Genomic DNA, 14,592 nt, shown 5'->3' on the forward strand with positions numbered 1-14,592 from the left:
GCGCAGGTGCCTGGAACATAAGGGAACAGATAATGCCTCAACTCGCCGCTTCCATCGCCCCCGCATGAAAACACCCGACCCGTTCAGCATGGAAATCTCCCGCCACATCTGGGAGACACGTTACCGCGCCGCCGGCGAGACCGACATCCGCGCCAGCTGGCGTCGGGTGGCGCAGGCGGTCGCGCAGGCCGAAGGCGACGCACGCGCGCATTGGGCCGGGCGTTTTCTTGCGCTGCTGGACGATTTCCGTTTTCTGCCCGGCGGCCGCATTCTTGCCGGCGCGGGAACTGGTCACCGGGTGACGCTGTTCAACTGCTTCGTGATGGGCGCAATCGAAGACGATCTCGAACACATCTTCGAGGCGTTGAAGGAAGGCGCGCTCACCATGCAGCACGGCGGCGGCGTCGGCTACGATTTTTCCACCCTGCGTCCGGCCGGCACGGTGGCCGAGGCGACCGGCAGCATCGCCTCCGGTCCGGTGTCCTTCATGCACATCTGGGACGCCATGTGCGCCACCATGCTGTCGACCGGCGCGCGGCGCGGCGCGATGATGGCGACGCTGCGCTGCGATCATCCCGATATCGAGGCCTTCGTCGACGCCAAGCGCGACCCGGCGGTGCTGCGGCATTTCAACCTGTCGGTGCTGGCGAGCGATGCCCTGATGGCGGCGGTGGCCAACGACGCCGACTGGCCGCTGGTGTTTCCCGGGCTGGGGGTGACGCGCACGCTGAAGGCGCGCGCGCTGTGGCAGCGCATCCTGCACGCGGCCTACGACACGGCCGAACCCGGCGTGCTGTTCGTCGACACCATCAACCGCGACAACACCCTGGCCGGCATCGAAACGCTCAGCGCCACCAATCCCTGCGGCGAGATCCCGCTGCCGCCCTATGGCGCCTGCGATCTCGGCTCGCTCAATCTCACCGCCTGCGTGGTCGCGCCGTTCACTGCCGACGCCCGCCTTGACCTCGATGCGCTGGCGGCTTCGGCAGGCACTGCGGTGCGCTTTCTCGACGACGTTATTGACGTTTCGCGCTATCCGCTGCCGGCACAGGCGGAACAGGCACGCCGCAAGCGGCGCCTCGGCCTCGGCATCACCGGGCTGGCCGACGCGCTGGTCATGCTGGGGCTGGCCTACGACAGCGCGGCTGCGCGGCAGTTGGCGAGCCTTGCGATGCAGACGCTGCGCGATGCCGCCTACCGCGCGTCGATCGATCTCGCGCGTGAGAAAGGGCCCTTCCCCGCCTTGGTGCGCGACGCCTATCTGGCGAGCGGGTTCGCGCGCCGGCTGCCGCAGGACATTCGCGATGGCATCGCCGCGCACGGCCTGCGCAACAGCCATCTCCTGGCGATTGCCCCGGCCGGCACCATCAGCCTGCTGGCCAACAACTGCTCCAGCGGCATCGAGCCGGTGTTTGCCGCGGCGGCTGAGCGCCGCGTGCTGCAGGCCGACGGCGGCTACCGCACCCACAGCGTGCTCGATTTTGCCTGTCAACTCTGGCAGCAGCGCGGCGGCAGCGGCGCGCCGCCGGCCTTCGTCGAGGCGCGGCAGCTCGATCCGCTCGCGCATCTTTCGATGCAGGCCGCGTTGCAGCCCTATGTCGACAACGCCATTTCCAAAACCATCAACGTCGCCGCCACGCTGCCGTTCGAGCGCTTTGCGGAGCTCTACCGGCAGGCGCATGCGCTGGGGCTCAAAGGCTGCACCGTATTCCGGCCCAACCCGGTTACCGGCGCCATCCTGAGCGAAACCGCCGCCGCTGCAGCGCCGTGTTGCGGCATCGAACGCGAGGCCGACTGATCGTGAAACCTGCCAGTACACCCCGCATCGGTCTGGCGCTGGGCAGCGGCTCCGCGCGGGGCTGGGCGCATATCGGCGTCATCCGCGCACTCGCCGACGCCGGCGTCAGACCCGATATCGTCTGCGGCACCTCGATCGGCGCACTGGTGGGCGCGGCCTACGTGGGCGGCGAACTCGACCGGCTGGAGGAGTGGGTGCGCAGCCTGCGCCTGCAGACGGTGGTGAGTTTCCTGGATTTCTCGCTCAACGGCGGGCTGATCAAGGGCGACAAGCTGATTGATTTTTTTCGCAGTCATTTTGTCGACCGCGATATCCGTGAACTGGAGCGTCCTTTCGGCGCCGTTGCCACCGACCTGCAGCGTGGGCGCGAGGTGTGGCTGCGCGAAGGTGCGGTCACCGACGCCGTGCGTGCCTCGATTGCGTTGCCGGGGCTGTTCACCCCGGTGCAACGCGACGGCAGCTGGCTGGTGGATGGGGGCCTGGTCAATCCGGTGCCGGTGTCGCTATGCCGTGCGATGGGGGCCGATATCGTGATCGCCGTCGACCTCAATGCCGACCTGCTGGGCCGGCATCTCAAGCCCCCGCCTGCGAAGGCGGCACGCAAGGGCGCGCCGCCCAGGCCCGACAGCCTGGCCGATACGGTGAGAATGCGCATCCAGAATGGCATCACGCATCTCGGCATCAATTCCGCCGATACGCTCGGGCCTCCCGCCATGCTCGACGTGCTGGCGAGCAGCATCAACATCATGCAGGTGCTGATCACGCGTAGCCGTCTCGCGGGCGAACCGGCGGACGTGCTGGTGACGCCGCGGCTCGCCGAACTGGACTTGATGGCGTTTCATCTGGCCGGCACGGCCATCGATGCCGGTCGCCATGCGACCGAGCTTGCGCTGCCGTCCCTGCGCGACTGCCCCAATGGCGCAAGCGGCGACAGTGCCGGACGGTAGAAGCTGAGACTGAAGGACGTGGACTATTTGCCGGCGGCGCATAGCGCCAGCTTGCGCGCACGATCGAGCCGTTTGAGTGCGGCCTCGCGCTGGCTGGCAGCGGAACGGCTGATGGCGGACTCGCGGTAGACCAGCTGCACCGGGCGGCGGCTGCGGGTGTAGCGCGCGCCCGCCGGGCCGTCGCCGTTGTGTTCGGCGATGCGGCGATCGAGATCGGTGGTGATGCCGGTGTAGAGCGAGCCATCCGCGCAGCGCAGCATGTACACCCACCAGCCTGCGCTGCCCGGCGCGGCTGCGTCCGCTGCCGGGTCGGGCTCAGACGTCAACCGCGATCTCTTGGGTCCACAACAGGGCATCCATGTGGATGGCGTTGATCTCGGCGACGTCGCGCCCGATCTGGGCCGACAGGGTTTCGATGCTGCCGAGGTCGTCCTGTTCGCATGCAATGGCCAGCCCCAGATAGGGGGCATAGGGGCCGTTCTGCGAGACGATGGCTTCGGTGATTTCCACCGGCAGGCTGACCTGCTTGAGGACTTGTTCCATCGGCATGCGCATCACTACGTCGAGCAGGGAGAACAGGCCGGTGACGAAGACTTCGTCGCGCGCCTTGGCGAACAGCGCCTTACTGGCCAGCTGCTCGGCCACGCGGGCGCGCACCAGGGCGTTTTCCAGCACGGCCTGATCGAGGTCCTGCGCCTGGCCGCCGGTGAACAGGATCAGGGTCAGCCAGCGATACAGTTTGTCCTGGCCCATGATCATGAGCGCCTGCTCGATGCCGCCGACCTTGTGCAGCAGGCCGATGCCGGGCGAGTTCACGTAGCGCAGCAGGCGTACCGACAGCGCCGGGTCATGACGGAAGTTCTCGACCAGCTCGGATTGTTCGGCGCCGGTACGCACCCGGTTCATCAGGTCCAGCACCTTTGCACGCGACGGCCCCAGAACGGGGGAATTGAGGTTTTCGTGGCGCGTGATGAACGGCCCCATGAAGCGCGCGAACTGCAGCTTGTGGCACAAGTGGAAGGCTTCCAGCGTCTGCACCTCGGTCGCCACGAACTGCTTGCCCGAAGCCAGCTTGGAAATGGCCGCCATCTGGTTGGTGATGGTGGGAATGTCCTCGCTGCTGACATTCAGCAGCACATAGTCGACAAAGGCCAGCAAGGGGTGGTGCGCGGGCGACAGCAGGGCGTCGGCATCCAGCGCAAAGGTGTGGCCTGCCGCCTTCATTTCCGTCAGGCGGGCCAGCAGGGCTTCGTCGATGGCCGTGTTGCCGCCCACTTTGAGGTGCCATACCGTGCCGGCAGCCGGCCAGTCTGCGATCAGCGGATGATTCAGCGAGGCAACAGAAATCGGGATGAAGGCCTGGCGCTGCGCCAGCAGGCGCGCAACATCCATATTGGTCAGATTGTTGAGCAGGGTTTCGTCGTACAGGCGCTGTACCTCGGGCAGGCTGGCATCGCGCAACTCGTCGGGCGCGCGGCGCAGCATGAAGGCATACGCGGCGACTTTCTGGTCGCGCCCCAGCATGGCCTCGCGCCGCATCACCGAGCCCGGCTTGGCGGCGGGCGCCGCCTGCGGGGCGGGACTGGCCGCAGCCTTTGCCGCCGGAGGCGGGGGGGTGTCGGGGGTGGGCTTATTGCCGGACAACATTCCTACAAGACGACCTAGCACGCGGTGCTCCTTCAAAAAATTCAACACTGGGCAACGGGGTGGATAACGGCCATTTTTTTGCCGGACTGAAGCCTGTTTGCCACTAAAAAATTAGTACATTGATTCCCTTGCTGAAAGGCAAAGGTCGCTGGGGTAAAGTACGCAATCATGCAGATCGAATGTTACGCCCAGCGCCTGCTCAACCCGTTTCGCGGGGTGGTTCACGTCATTCGTTACCAGTCCGCCGAAGCGGTGACAACCGACGGTATCGAGTGGGACATTTACGTGTCCAATGACGCGCTGGTCGAAGACCTCGGACGCGCCGGCCGCCGTGCGCAGGTGTCCGATATCCGTTACGGACACTGGTCTCCGGAAAAAGGCCTCAAGCGCGGGCCCTTGTATCCGTCCGATGACTTCAAGCGGCTGGAAGACATGGGCGCGGTGGTATACGAACATCTGTTGCAGGTGCATCGCGAGGTGCCGTTCAGGTTCCGCGACCAGTTCGAACTCTGGCTGCTCGATCGCGACAGCCAGCCGCTCGCACTGCTGCACAGCGTGCGCGCCGACAGCGAAACCGACACCAAACCGCCACTCGACTGGCGCGCCGGCATGGCCGCGCAGGAGACATTTCGCAGCGCGGCGATCGCTGATCTGGCCGAACCGGCCGGCACTTATCTCACGCGTCACGTGAACAGCCTCTCAGCCGGCGTGGCGCAATGGTTTCGCCGCTCGGACGACGGCGCCGGGCTGGGCCTGCATGCGCTGAATGGCAGCGCGGGCCTGGCCGGGCGGGTGCTGGAGGCGGAGGCGTTTCCGCCGCTGTTCGTCGCCACTGCGGCGATGGACGCGGCGCACACCCGGCTGGTGCATGATTATTTCGCCTGGCAGGCGCCGTGGATGTTGTTGCTGCCGCATCTGGACACCGGTACGCGGGTGGCGCTGGAGACGGCCGCCTGCCAGCAGGCCGAGGCGATCGAAAAGCATTGCCGCCTGTATCCCGCCATCATCGACCATGCTGCCTTGCAGGCCGCGCGCGTCGAGGCTGCACTGTTACGCAGCCAGCCGCGCCCGCAGCAGCAGGACGAAGTAATGGCGATGTTCTATATCGAGCTCGGCAGCACCGAGAGCCAGGCGACCTGAGGCTTTCGGGCTTGCAGGAAATTACATGCGGATGGGCTCGAAGGTCGCGTCCAGATTCTGGTCGTCGCAATAATCCAGAAAATCGCCGCGCAGGGTGGCGATATGCGCATCGGCCGGAATGCCGAGCGTCATGTGGACAGCGAACATCGGCGCGCCGGTGTGCGGCGCGGGGTAGGTTTCGGTTTCCAGCGCTTCGATGTTGATGTGCAGCCGGGCGAAGAAATTGGCGAGGCTGTTGACGATCCCCGGCTGGTCGAGCGCGGCGACTTCGACGGTGTAGGGGATCAGCGGCTTGTCGGCGCGGGTGAGGCGGGTGCGCTGCTGGATGATGGACAGCCCCAGTTCTTCGCCGACGGCCAGCAGCCGGGACTCCAGTTTCGCCAGCGCGTCCCAGCTGCCGGTGATCCGCATCAGCAGGGCAAAACGGCCGCCCAGCACCGCCATGCGCGATTCCTCGATGTTGCAGCCGGATTCGCCGATGCGGCGGGTGAAGCCTTCCACCAGGCCGATTTTGTCCTCGCCGCTGGCGGTGATGACGAGTGACTCGGGTTCGTTCGACATTAAATCAGCTCCTTATCGGATAGTTCTTTTTTGATATACGCGTAGATGATCGGCGCGGCGACGACGCCCTGCAGCCCGAAGGCCGCTTCCATCACCAGCATGGCGATCAGAAGTTCCCAGGCACGCGCTTTGATCTGCTCGCCGATGATACGGGCATTCACGAAATATTCGAGCTTGTGGATGATGATCAGGAAGGCCAGCGAGCCCCCCGCCACCTGCAGCGAGTGCGACAGTGAAATGATGACGATCACGGTGTTGGAAATCAGGTTGCCGATCACCGGCAGCAGGCCGACCAGGAAGGTCACCACGATCATGGTTTTGGTGAACGGCAGCTGCACGCCAAAGGCTGGCAGCACCGCAAACAGGTAAATGGCGGTCAGCAACGCATTCAGCGCCGAGATGCGGATCTGCGCGAACACCACGCGGCGGAACGCATCGCCCAGGCGGTGCACGCGTTCGCACATGGCCAGCGCCAGCGGTGCCAGCGTCATGTGTGGGGTGGCTTCGCGCAGCGCAATGAAGCTGCCGATGATGAGACCGATGATGAAATGCAGCAGCGCGCGCCCGGCATTGCCGCTGTATTGGCGAATCTCCAGTGCGTGGACGCGCAGCCACTCGACCAGTCCGGCGCGGATCGTGGAGTCGTCGCCTTGCGGCAGCCAGGCTGCGGCCCAGGGCGGCAGCAGCGCGCGCGAGTTTTCGATGATTTCCGCCATTCTTCCCAGCAGGCCGGCCACACCGCCTTCGCCGCGCAGATACAGGATCACGCCGGCGGTGAAGCCGCCCAGCACGCCCAGCACGATCAGGGTAATGAGCGACACCACCAGCACCTTGGCCCAGGTGTGGCTGAGGCGGCCGATTACGATGCGCGGCGCCAGCAGATGCACCACTTGTACCATCAGCAGCCCGGCCAGCAGGCTGGGCAGCAGATGGAGTTTCAGGGTGAGCAGCAGTCCTGTCGCCATCAGTAGCCAGGCGGCAATCTGATAGCGGCTGGCGGGAATCGGGAGCGGGGCAGGCGTCATTGCTGCCACATTGCCAAGAAACCAGGCGTGCGGCAAGCGTTTATGGTCGTTGCGGCGGGATATTCAGGCACCCGCCAGATAACCCAGTGCGGTGCCGGTTTGCGCGGCGGCCTTTTTCAGCGCCTCGGCCCAGCCAGGCTTGTGGCGGTCGGCGGGCGCCGAGATCGACAGGCCGGCCACCAGTTTGCCCTCGGCATCGCGGATCGGCGCGCCGATGCAGGCCACCCCCAGCTCGGCTTCTTCGCGGTCATGCGCCAGCTGCGCCTGGCGGATGGTGTTGAGCTCGGCGTTCAGGCTGTCCAGCGTGGTCAGGGTGTTGGCGGTATACGCCGGCAGGCCGGTACGCTCGGCGTAGCCCATCACCCCGCTGGCGCTGTCTTCGGCGAGAAAGATCTTGCCCACTGCGGTGACGTGCAGCGGGGCGTGCGCGCCGACCACCTGCACCACCTGGATCATCGTCTGCCCGCCCGAGACGCGTTCGACGTAGACCGCCTCGTCGCCGCGCCGCACGATCAAATTGACCGTTTCGCCGGTCGCTTCGGCCAGTTGCTGCATCGCCGGCATCGCCACCTGGCGGATGTTCAGGCGTGCACGTAAGCGATTGCCCACTTCCAGCCAGCGCACGCCCAGGTCGTATTCGCCGGCGCCCGTCTTCTCGACCAGGCCGTGCGCCATCAGCGCGCCGAGGATGCGATGCGCGCTGGCGGTATGCAGGTCAGCCTGTCCCGCCAGCTTGGTGAGACTGAGCGGCCCGGGCGCGCGGGAGAGGATGCCGACCAGCGCCATGGCGCGGTCGAGGACCTGGATCGAAGAGGTGGTGTTTTTCATAGAGTGAAAATTTGTCACGCAATGTAAAAAGTGTAGCGCTTTCTGCTTCAATACGTCCATCGTTTCACATCATGTGAAACATTCTCATATTGTGAAAGGACTAGCCATGAGCGCCGTGCCGCAATCGCCCACCGAGGCCTTCCCCGCCTTTTGTGAAGGCATCCAGTATTTTGCCGACAGCTATCCCGAAATCGACCGCCTCGGCGCCGCCCCGCTGCTCGGTCCCGATCAGCCTGCGTTGCCCGGCACCGACAGCGACGCCGCGGTGTATCAGACGCTGCTGGCCGCCGACGCGCTGCGCTACCTGACGCTGCAGATCACCGGCAGCAAGTCGTCTGGCCACCCTGGCGGTTTCGCCTCAAGTGCCGACGCCGTCGCCGCGTTGCATCTGCTGGGTCATCGCAACATGGTGACCGAGGTCGGCCACCACGCGCCGGGCTTTTATTCGGCGATGTTCCTCGACACTTCGCTGGAAGCCATGGGCATCCATACGGTTTCCGAGATGCGCGCCCGCTTCCGTGAGCGTCACGGCCTGCTCGGCCATCTGTCGGGCGCGATTCCGGGCCTGCTGGCGCCGGCCGGTCCGCTCGGCCAGGGGCAGCATTTCGCCATGGCCGGCGCTTACCTGCATCGCGACAAGCTGTTCCCCGTCACCATCGGCGACGGCGGCCTCGGCGAGCCTTACATCATGAGCGCGTTCCAGCACTTCGCCACGGCCTATCCCGACGTCACCAACTACCTGCCGGTGCTGGTGTGGAACGGTTATTCGCAGGAGCACCACAGCATGGTGTCGCTGTGGGACAACGCGCGCATGACGGCCTACTGGCGCGCGCACGGCTTCGACGAAGTCCACATGGTCGATGCCCGCAACTTTGCCGACACGCCCGACGCGCCGGTGTACGCGGACAGCACGACCTTCGGCTTCGCCGCGCGCATGGCGTTCACCAGTGCGATCCTCAAGGCCGCCGATGCCGCAGCACAAAGCGCGCTGTCGGGTCGCCGCGCCTGCCTCATCGTCAAGCAACTCAAAGGCGCGGGCGTGCACGCCACCGGCGCCAAGTCGCACAATCTTTACGCGCACCACACGCTCGATTCGGACGATGTGAAGTCGGGTCTTGAGCGCCGCGCGCTGCCGATCGCCGCGTGGAAAGTGACGCGCGAGAACTTCCGTCATGCCGGCGGCGGCCCCGCCGCACGCGTGGCGGTGACCGAATCGACCCGTGAATTGCCGAGTCTCGACGGTCTGCCGTTGACCGAATTCGCAGTCGGCGAGAACCACATTCCCACCACCGCCTTCGGCCACGTGGTCGGCGAAGTCGGCAAGCGCGATCCGTTGTTCGTCGTCACCAACGCCGACGGCAACGAAGCTTCGGGCATGGCCAACATCAACAAGGCGCTGACGATCCGCCACCCGACTGCCGACGACCTGTATTTCCAGGGGCCGTCCGGCCAGGTTTACGAGCCGCTCAACGAGGATGCCTGTGCCGGTCTGGCGGTGGGTGTTGCACTGTTCGGCGGCCGCAGCCTGTGGTGCAGCTACGAGTCCTTCGCCATCAACGGCCTGCCGATCTGGCAGACGGTGACGCAGGCGATGGCCGAACTGCGCCGCCCGACGCCCGCCACGGTGTGCCTGTTCACTGCCGGCGCGCTCGAGCAGGGCCGCAACGGCTGGACCCACCAGCGTCCGGAAATCGAAAGCTACTTCGCCGCGATGATGCGCAACGGCAACGTCTACCCGCTGTTCCCGGTCGACGCCAACATGATCCAGGCGAGCTACGACTGGGCGCTGAAGCAGAAGAACAAGGGCATCGTCATCACCGCCTCGAAGTCGCCGCTGCCGATTCACGCCACGATGGCGCAGAGCTATCAGGCGATCGACGACGGCGCGATGGTGCTGAAGGAGCACAAAGGTTCGCACACCGTGGTGTTCGCCGTCACCGGCGACATGGTGCTACAGCCAGTGTTCGCCGCCGCCGAAAAGCTTGCCGAGGCCGGCATCGGCTCGCGCGTGGTCGCCGTAGTCAACCCGCGCCGCCTGTACCGCCCGCACGATGTGCTGTGGGACAGTGTGTCGGAACCCGATGGCCGTTTCATGGGCGACGATACCTTCAAGGCCCTATTCCACGGCGACGCCTTGATTGCCGTGTCGGGTGGTCCGTCGGCGCCGCTCGAGCCCGTTTTACTGCGCAGCCAGGCCGCGCAGCGCGACGTGTTCTGCTGGAAGCGCGGCGAAACCACCGCCAGCCCGCAGCAGCTGTTCGATTTCAACGGCATGAACGCGCAGGCGATGCACGAGCGGGCGCTGGCCATGCTGGCGCGCGCAGCAGGCTGAAACGTGTCTGGCGAAGCCCCGACCGGGGCTTCGCCAGACAAGGAAAGGTGAACCCATGAATCCGAAAATCATCGTTCTCGACGACGACCCCACCGGCTCGCAGACGGTGCATTCCTGCCTGCTGTTGACGCGTTGGGACGTCGCCACGCTGAAGACGGCGCTGGCCGACGCCGCGCCGCTGTTCTTCGTGCTGACCAACACGCGCGGCATGGACGCGGAGCGTGCGGCGACAATCACGCGTGAAGTCTGCGTCAACCTCAAGGCGGCGCTGGCCGATTACGCCGGGCCGGTGCTGTTCGTGTCGCGTTCGGACTCGACCCTGCGCGGCCACTACCCGGTTGAGACCGACGTGATGAACACCGTGCTCGGCCCCTTCGACGCGACGCTACTGACGCCGGCGTTCTTCGAGGGCGGCCGCGTCACGCGCGACAGCACGCACTACTTGATCGTCGACGGCCAACCGGTGCCGACGCATGAAACCGAATTCGCACGCGATTCGGTGTTCGGCTATCGCACCGCGTATCTGCCCGAATACGTGGCGGAAAAAACCGGCGGCCGTGTCGCCGCCAGTGAGGTGGCCCGCCTGACGCTCGACGATCTGCGCGGCGGGCGCACGGCGGCCTGGCTGGCAGCGCAGCACGGCAATGCCATCGGCGTGGTCGACGGCGAAACCGCCGACGACTACCGGCTGTTTGCCGACGCCGTGCTGCAGTCCGCCGCAGCCGGCAAGCGCCTGCTGTTCCGCAGCGCGGCTTCGCTGCTGACCGCGCTGGCCCGGCTGCCGCCGCAGCCGGTGGCAGCCGATGCGTTCGCCTCGCTGGTGCGCGATCAACAGCCGGGCGCGGTCATCGTCGGTTCGCACGTCGCCAAGACCACCGCGCAACTGGGCGTGTTGCTGAAGCAGCGCGGCGTGGTCGGCCTGCCGCTCGATGTGGCGCGCTTGCCTGCGGAGCGGGCAGCGCAGGTCGCGTCGCTCACGGCCAGCATCGCGCACGCGCATGCGCGCGGCCTCACCCCGGTGGTGTTCACCAGCCGCACCGAGCTGCAGTTCGCCAGCACCGCGGAGCGTTTGAAATTTGGCGAAGCGGTGTCGGGCACGCTGATGGACGTGGTGCGGCAACTGCCGCCGACGCTCGGCTTTCTGATCAGCAAGGGCGGCATCACTTCCAACGACGTACTGTCCAGCGGGCTCGAACTCACCGCTTCGCGCGTGCTGGGGCAGATCCTGCCCGGTGTTACTGTGGTGCAGACGCCGGCGAACCACCGCCTGCCGCAGATGCCAGTGGTGATTTTCCCCGGCAACGTCGGCGGCGACGATGCGCTGGCCGCGGCCTACCGGCGACTCGCGCCCTCGCACGCGGCGGCCAGCCCGGCTAAACTCGCGGCCTGATTTCCGCTTTCGTCCGCCATGCTCAGTCCCGCCTTCCTGTCCCAGTTGCGCCGCCTGCTGCCGCCGCACAGCGTGCTGCACGAGCGCGAAGACTTGGTTCCCTTCGAGTCCGACGGCCTGTCGGCCTACCGCAATATTCCCGACGTGGTGGTGCTGCCGGAGAATGAAGCGCAGGTGGCGGCGATCCTGCGGCTGTGCCACGCCGAGAAAATCGCCGTGGTGGCGCGCGGCGCCGGCACCGGCCTCGCGGCGGGTGCACTGCCAATCGACGGCGCGGTGCTGCTGGTGCTGGCCAAGCTCAACCAGATCAGGCAGATCGACCCCCTGGCGCGCACCGCCATCGTGCAGCCCGGCGTGCGCAACCTGGCGATTTCCGAAGCGGCGGCGGCGCATGGCCTCTACTACGCGCCCGATCCGTCGTCGCAGATCGCCTGCTCGATCGGCGGCAACGTGGCGGAAAACTCCGGCGGCGTGCACTGCCTGAAATATGGCCTCACCGTGCATAACATCCTCAAGCTGCGCGCCTGGACCATCGCCGGCGAGCTGCTGGAAATCGGCAGCGACAGCCTCGACAGCGCCGGCTACGACCTGCTGGCCTTGATGACCGGCTCGGAAGGCATGCTCGCGGTGATCACCGAAGTCACGGTCAAGCTGCTGCCGCGCCCGCAGCGTGCGCAGGTGGTGCTGGCGGCGTTCGACGACGTCGCCAAAGCGGGCGCGGCGGTCGGCAACATCATCGCCGCCGGCGTCATACCGGCCGGGCTGGAAATGATGGATCGCCTCGCCATCCAGGCCGCCGAGGCCTTCGTCCACGCCGGCTATCCGCTCGACTGCGAGGCCTTGCTGCTGTGTGAAGTGGATGGCGTCAACGAGGAAGTGTCGGACGACATCTTCACCGTGCGCGAGGTGCTGACCGCCTCCGGCGCTACCGAAATCCGCACGGCGGAAAGCGAAGAACAGCGCCTCAAATTCTGGGCCGGGCGCAAGGCTGCGTTCCCGGCCGTGGGGCGACTCGCGCCCGACTACTACTGCATGGACGGCACCATTCCGCGCGCGCAGCTGCCGCATGTCCTGCGTCGCATCAGCGAAATGAGCGCGGAATATGGATTGGCGGTCGCCAACGTGTTTCACGCCGGCGACGGCAACCTGCATCCGCTGATTCTGTTCGATGCCAACACGCCGGGCGAACTGCACAAGGCCGAAACCTTCGGCGGCAAGATTCTGGAACTGTGCGTGGAAGTCGGCGGCACCATCACCGGTGAACACGGCGTCGGCCTGGAGAAGATCAACCAGATGTGCGCGCAGTTTTCCACCCCGGAGCTGGCGCGCTTCCACGCGGTGAAGGCCGCGTTCGACCCCGACACCCTGCTCAATCCCGGCAAGGCCGTGCCCGAACTGCACCGTTGCGCCGAGTGGGGCGCGATGCACATCAGTGGCGGGCAATTGCCGCATCCCGAGTTGCCGAGGTTCTGATGCTGGATCGCCTGATCGAGCGCATCCGCGCCGCCTATGAAAACGGCTCGCCGCTGATCCTCCAGGGCGGCGGCAGCAAGAGCTTTTACGGCAACCCCGACGAAGGCGAAGTGCTCAGCACGCGTGCGTTTACCGGGGTGGTTGATTACCAGCCGAAGGAACTGGTGCTGACCGCGCGCGCCGGCACCCCGCTTACCGAAATCGAAGCGTTGCTCGCCGAACAGAATCAGATGCTGGCGTTTGAGCCGCCGCACTTTAATGGCCCGGCAACGCTGGGCGGCAGCATCGCCGCCGGCCTGTCCGGTCCGCGCCGCCCCTACGCCGGCGCCGCGCGCGATTTCGTGCTCGGCGTGCGCATCATCGACGGCACCGGCCAGCCGCTGCGCTTCGGCGGCCAGGTGATCAAAAACGTCGCCGGCTACGACGTGTCGCGCCTGATGGCAGGCAGCCTCGGTACGCTTGGCCTGATCACCGAAGTCTCGCTCAAGGTGCTGCCCAGGCCGGCAGCCGAAACCACGCTGCAATTCGAGCTCGACGAGGCGGCGGCCCTTCTCAAAATGAACCAGTGGGCGGGGCAGCCGTTGCCGCTGTCGGCCACCAGTTGGCATGCCGGCCTGCTGACCGTGCGGCTGTCGGGTGCGGTGTCCGCCGTGCACGCAGCGCAGGTCAAGCTGGGGGGCGAAACCCTGAAGGACGCCGCCGCCTTCTGGCAGCGCCTGCGCGACCAGTCGACCGCGTTTTTCGACAAACGTCCGGCAGCGTCCGGACAGACCCTGTGGCGGCTGGCGGTCAAGCCCACCACGCCGCCACTCAAGCTGGGCGACGCGCAATGGATCGAGTGGGGCGGCGCAGTACGCTGGCTGGAAAGCGATCTGCCCGCCGCCGCGCTGTTCGAAGCCGCCAAAAGCTGCGGCGGCCACGCCACCCTGTTCCGCGGAACGGCGCCGGCCGGCGGCGTGTTCAGCCCGCTTACGCCCGCGCTGCATACCCTGCATCGCAATCTCAAACAGCGCTTCGACCCCAAGGGCATCCTCAATCGCAGACGGATGTACCCCGACTTCTGATGCAGCTCGACGCAATCGATCATGTGGTGCTGACCGTGCGCGACATTCCCGCCACCGTGGCGTTTTATACGCGCGTACTGGGCATGCGCGAGGAAGTGTTTGGTGAAGGCCGGCGTGCACTGGTCTTCGGCCGCTGCAAACTCAACCTGCATCAGGCCGGGCGCGAATTCGAGCCGAAGGCGGCGCAGCCGACGCCGGGCGCCGTCGATCTCTGTCTGATCGCGCGTACGCCCCTCGCCGACATTGCGGACCAGCTTGCCGCGCAGGGCATCGCCATCGAGCAAGGCCCGATCGAACGTACGGGCGCACAAGGTCCGCTGTTGTCACTTTATGTGCGAGATCCCGACGGCAATCTGATCGAACTATCGAACCCGCTCTGACCTGCGC

13 protein-coding genes are annotated in these 14,592 nt (G+C 66.2%); 8 read left to right on the plus strand and 5 right to left on the minus strand.

The genetic code is table 11. The features are described 5' to 3' along the window. Positions 1-64: 64 nt before the first annotated feature. Both IV098_RS01425 and rssA read left to right on the plus strand, forming a co-directional pair. Entirely contained in the window at positions 65-1,798 is a 1,734-nt protein-coding gene (locus IV098_RS01425; protein ID WP_296885708.1) for an adenosylcobalamin-dependent ribonucleoside-diphosphate reductase, read from the plus strand. A 2-nt stretch (positions 1,799-1,800) separates the two neighbouring features. Beyond that, a complete protein-coding gene (gene rssA, locus IV098_RS01430; protein ID WP_296885710.1) occupies positions 1,801-2,745 on the plus strand; it encodes a patatin-like phospholipase RssA in 945 nt (314 codons plus the stop codon). Positions 2,746-2,768: 23 nt separating this feature from the next. Here the strand turns inward: rssA and IV098_RS01435 are convergent, their stop codons facing one another. Beyond that, positions 2,769-3,071 (minus strand): GIY-YIG nuclease family protein, encoded by a 303-nt coding sequence (locus IV098_RS01435; protein WP_296885712.1) that lies wholly within the window; start codon positions 3,069-3,071, stop codon positions 2,769-2,771. Further along, a complete protein-coding gene (locus tag IV098_RS01440; RefSeq protein ID WP_296885714.1) occupies positions 3,061-4,413 on the minus strand; it encodes an EAL and HDOD domain-containing protein in 1,353 nt (450 codons plus the stop codon). The genes IV098_RS01435 and IV098_RS01440 overlap by 11 nt, the downstream gene beginning before the upstream one ends. A gap of 147 nt (positions 4,414-4,560) precedes the next feature. On the opposite strand from IV098_RS01440, the gene IV098_RS01445 reads away from it, so the two are divergent. Then, the gene (locus IV098_RS01445) at positions 4,561-5,532 is read left to right on the plus strand and encodes a hypothetical protein (protein WP_296885716.1); all 972 of its coding nucleotides are present in this window, start codon (positions 4,561-4,563) and stop codon (positions 5,530-5,532) included. 21 nt (positions 5,533-5,553) lie between these two features. Here IV098_RS01445 and IV098_RS01450 read toward each other — a convergent pair whose 3' ends face one another. From IV098_RS01450 to IV098_RS01460, 3 genes are all read right to left on the minus strand, one after another. Next, complete coding sequence (locus IV098_RS01450; protein ID WP_296885719.1) at positions 5,554-6,093, minus strand: glycine cleavage system protein R; 540 nt, start codon at positions 6,091-6,093, stop codon at positions 5,554-5,556. Continuing rightward, on the minus strand, positions 6,093-7,118 hold the full coding sequence (locus IV098_RS01455; RefSeq protein ID WP_296885721.1) for an AI-2E family transporter: 1,026 nt from the start codon (positions 7,116-7,118) through the stop codon (positions 6,093-6,095). Before IV098_RS01455 ends, IV098_RS01450 begins: the two co-directional genes overlap by 1 nt. 63 nt (positions 7,119-7,181) lie before the next feature. After that, positions 7,182-7,946, minus strand: a complete 765-nt coding sequence (locus IV098_RS01460; protein ID WP_296885723.1) for an IclR family transcriptional regulator — start codon at positions 7,944-7,946, stop codon at positions 7,182-7,184. A gap of 106 nt (positions 7,947-8,052) precedes the next feature. On the opposite strand from IV098_RS01460, the gene IV098_RS01465 reads away from it, so the two are divergent. The 5 genes from IV098_RS01465 to IV098_RS01485 are packed head-to-tail and all read left to right on the plus strand — an operon-like array spanning position 8,053 to position 14,585. Then, the gene (locus IV098_RS01465; protein ID WP_296885724.1) at positions 8,053-10,278 is read left to right on the plus strand and encodes a phosphoketolase; all 2,226 of its coding nucleotides are present in this window, start codon (positions 8,053-8,055) and stop codon (positions 10,276-10,278) included. Between the two features lie 55 nt (positions 10,279-10,333). Then, the gene (locus tag IV098_RS01470; RefSeq protein ID WP_296885726.1) at positions 10,334-11,668 is read left to right on the plus strand and encodes a four-carbon acid sugar kinase family protein; all 1,335 of its coding nucleotides are present in this window, start codon (positions 10,334-10,336) and stop codon (positions 11,666-11,668) included. An 18-nt stretch (positions 11,669-11,686) separates the two neighbouring features. Then, entirely contained in the window at positions 11,687-13,141 is a 1,455-nt protein-coding gene (locus IV098_RS01475) for an FAD-linked oxidase C-terminal domain-containing protein (protein WP_296885728.1), read from the plus strand. Next, on the plus strand, positions 13,141-14,205 hold the full coding sequence (gene glcE, locus IV098_RS01480; protein WP_296885729.1) for a glycolate oxidase subunit GlcE: 1,065 nt from the start codon (positions 13,141-13,143) through the stop codon (positions 14,203-14,205). Before IV098_RS01475 ends, glcE begins: the two co-directional genes overlap by 1 nt. After that, complete coding sequence (locus IV098_RS01485) at positions 14,205-14,585, plus strand: VOC family protein (protein ID WP_296885731.1); 381 nt, start codon at positions 14,205-14,207, stop codon at positions 14,583-14,585. Before glcE ends, IV098_RS01485 begins: the two co-directional genes overlap by 1 nt. Positions 14,586-14,592: the final 7 nt, after the last annotated feature.

Source organism: Thiobacillus sp. (genome assembly GCF_018780105.1).
GTDB lineage: Bacteria > Pseudomonadota > Gammaproteobacteria > Burkholderiales > Thiobacillaceae > Thiobacillus.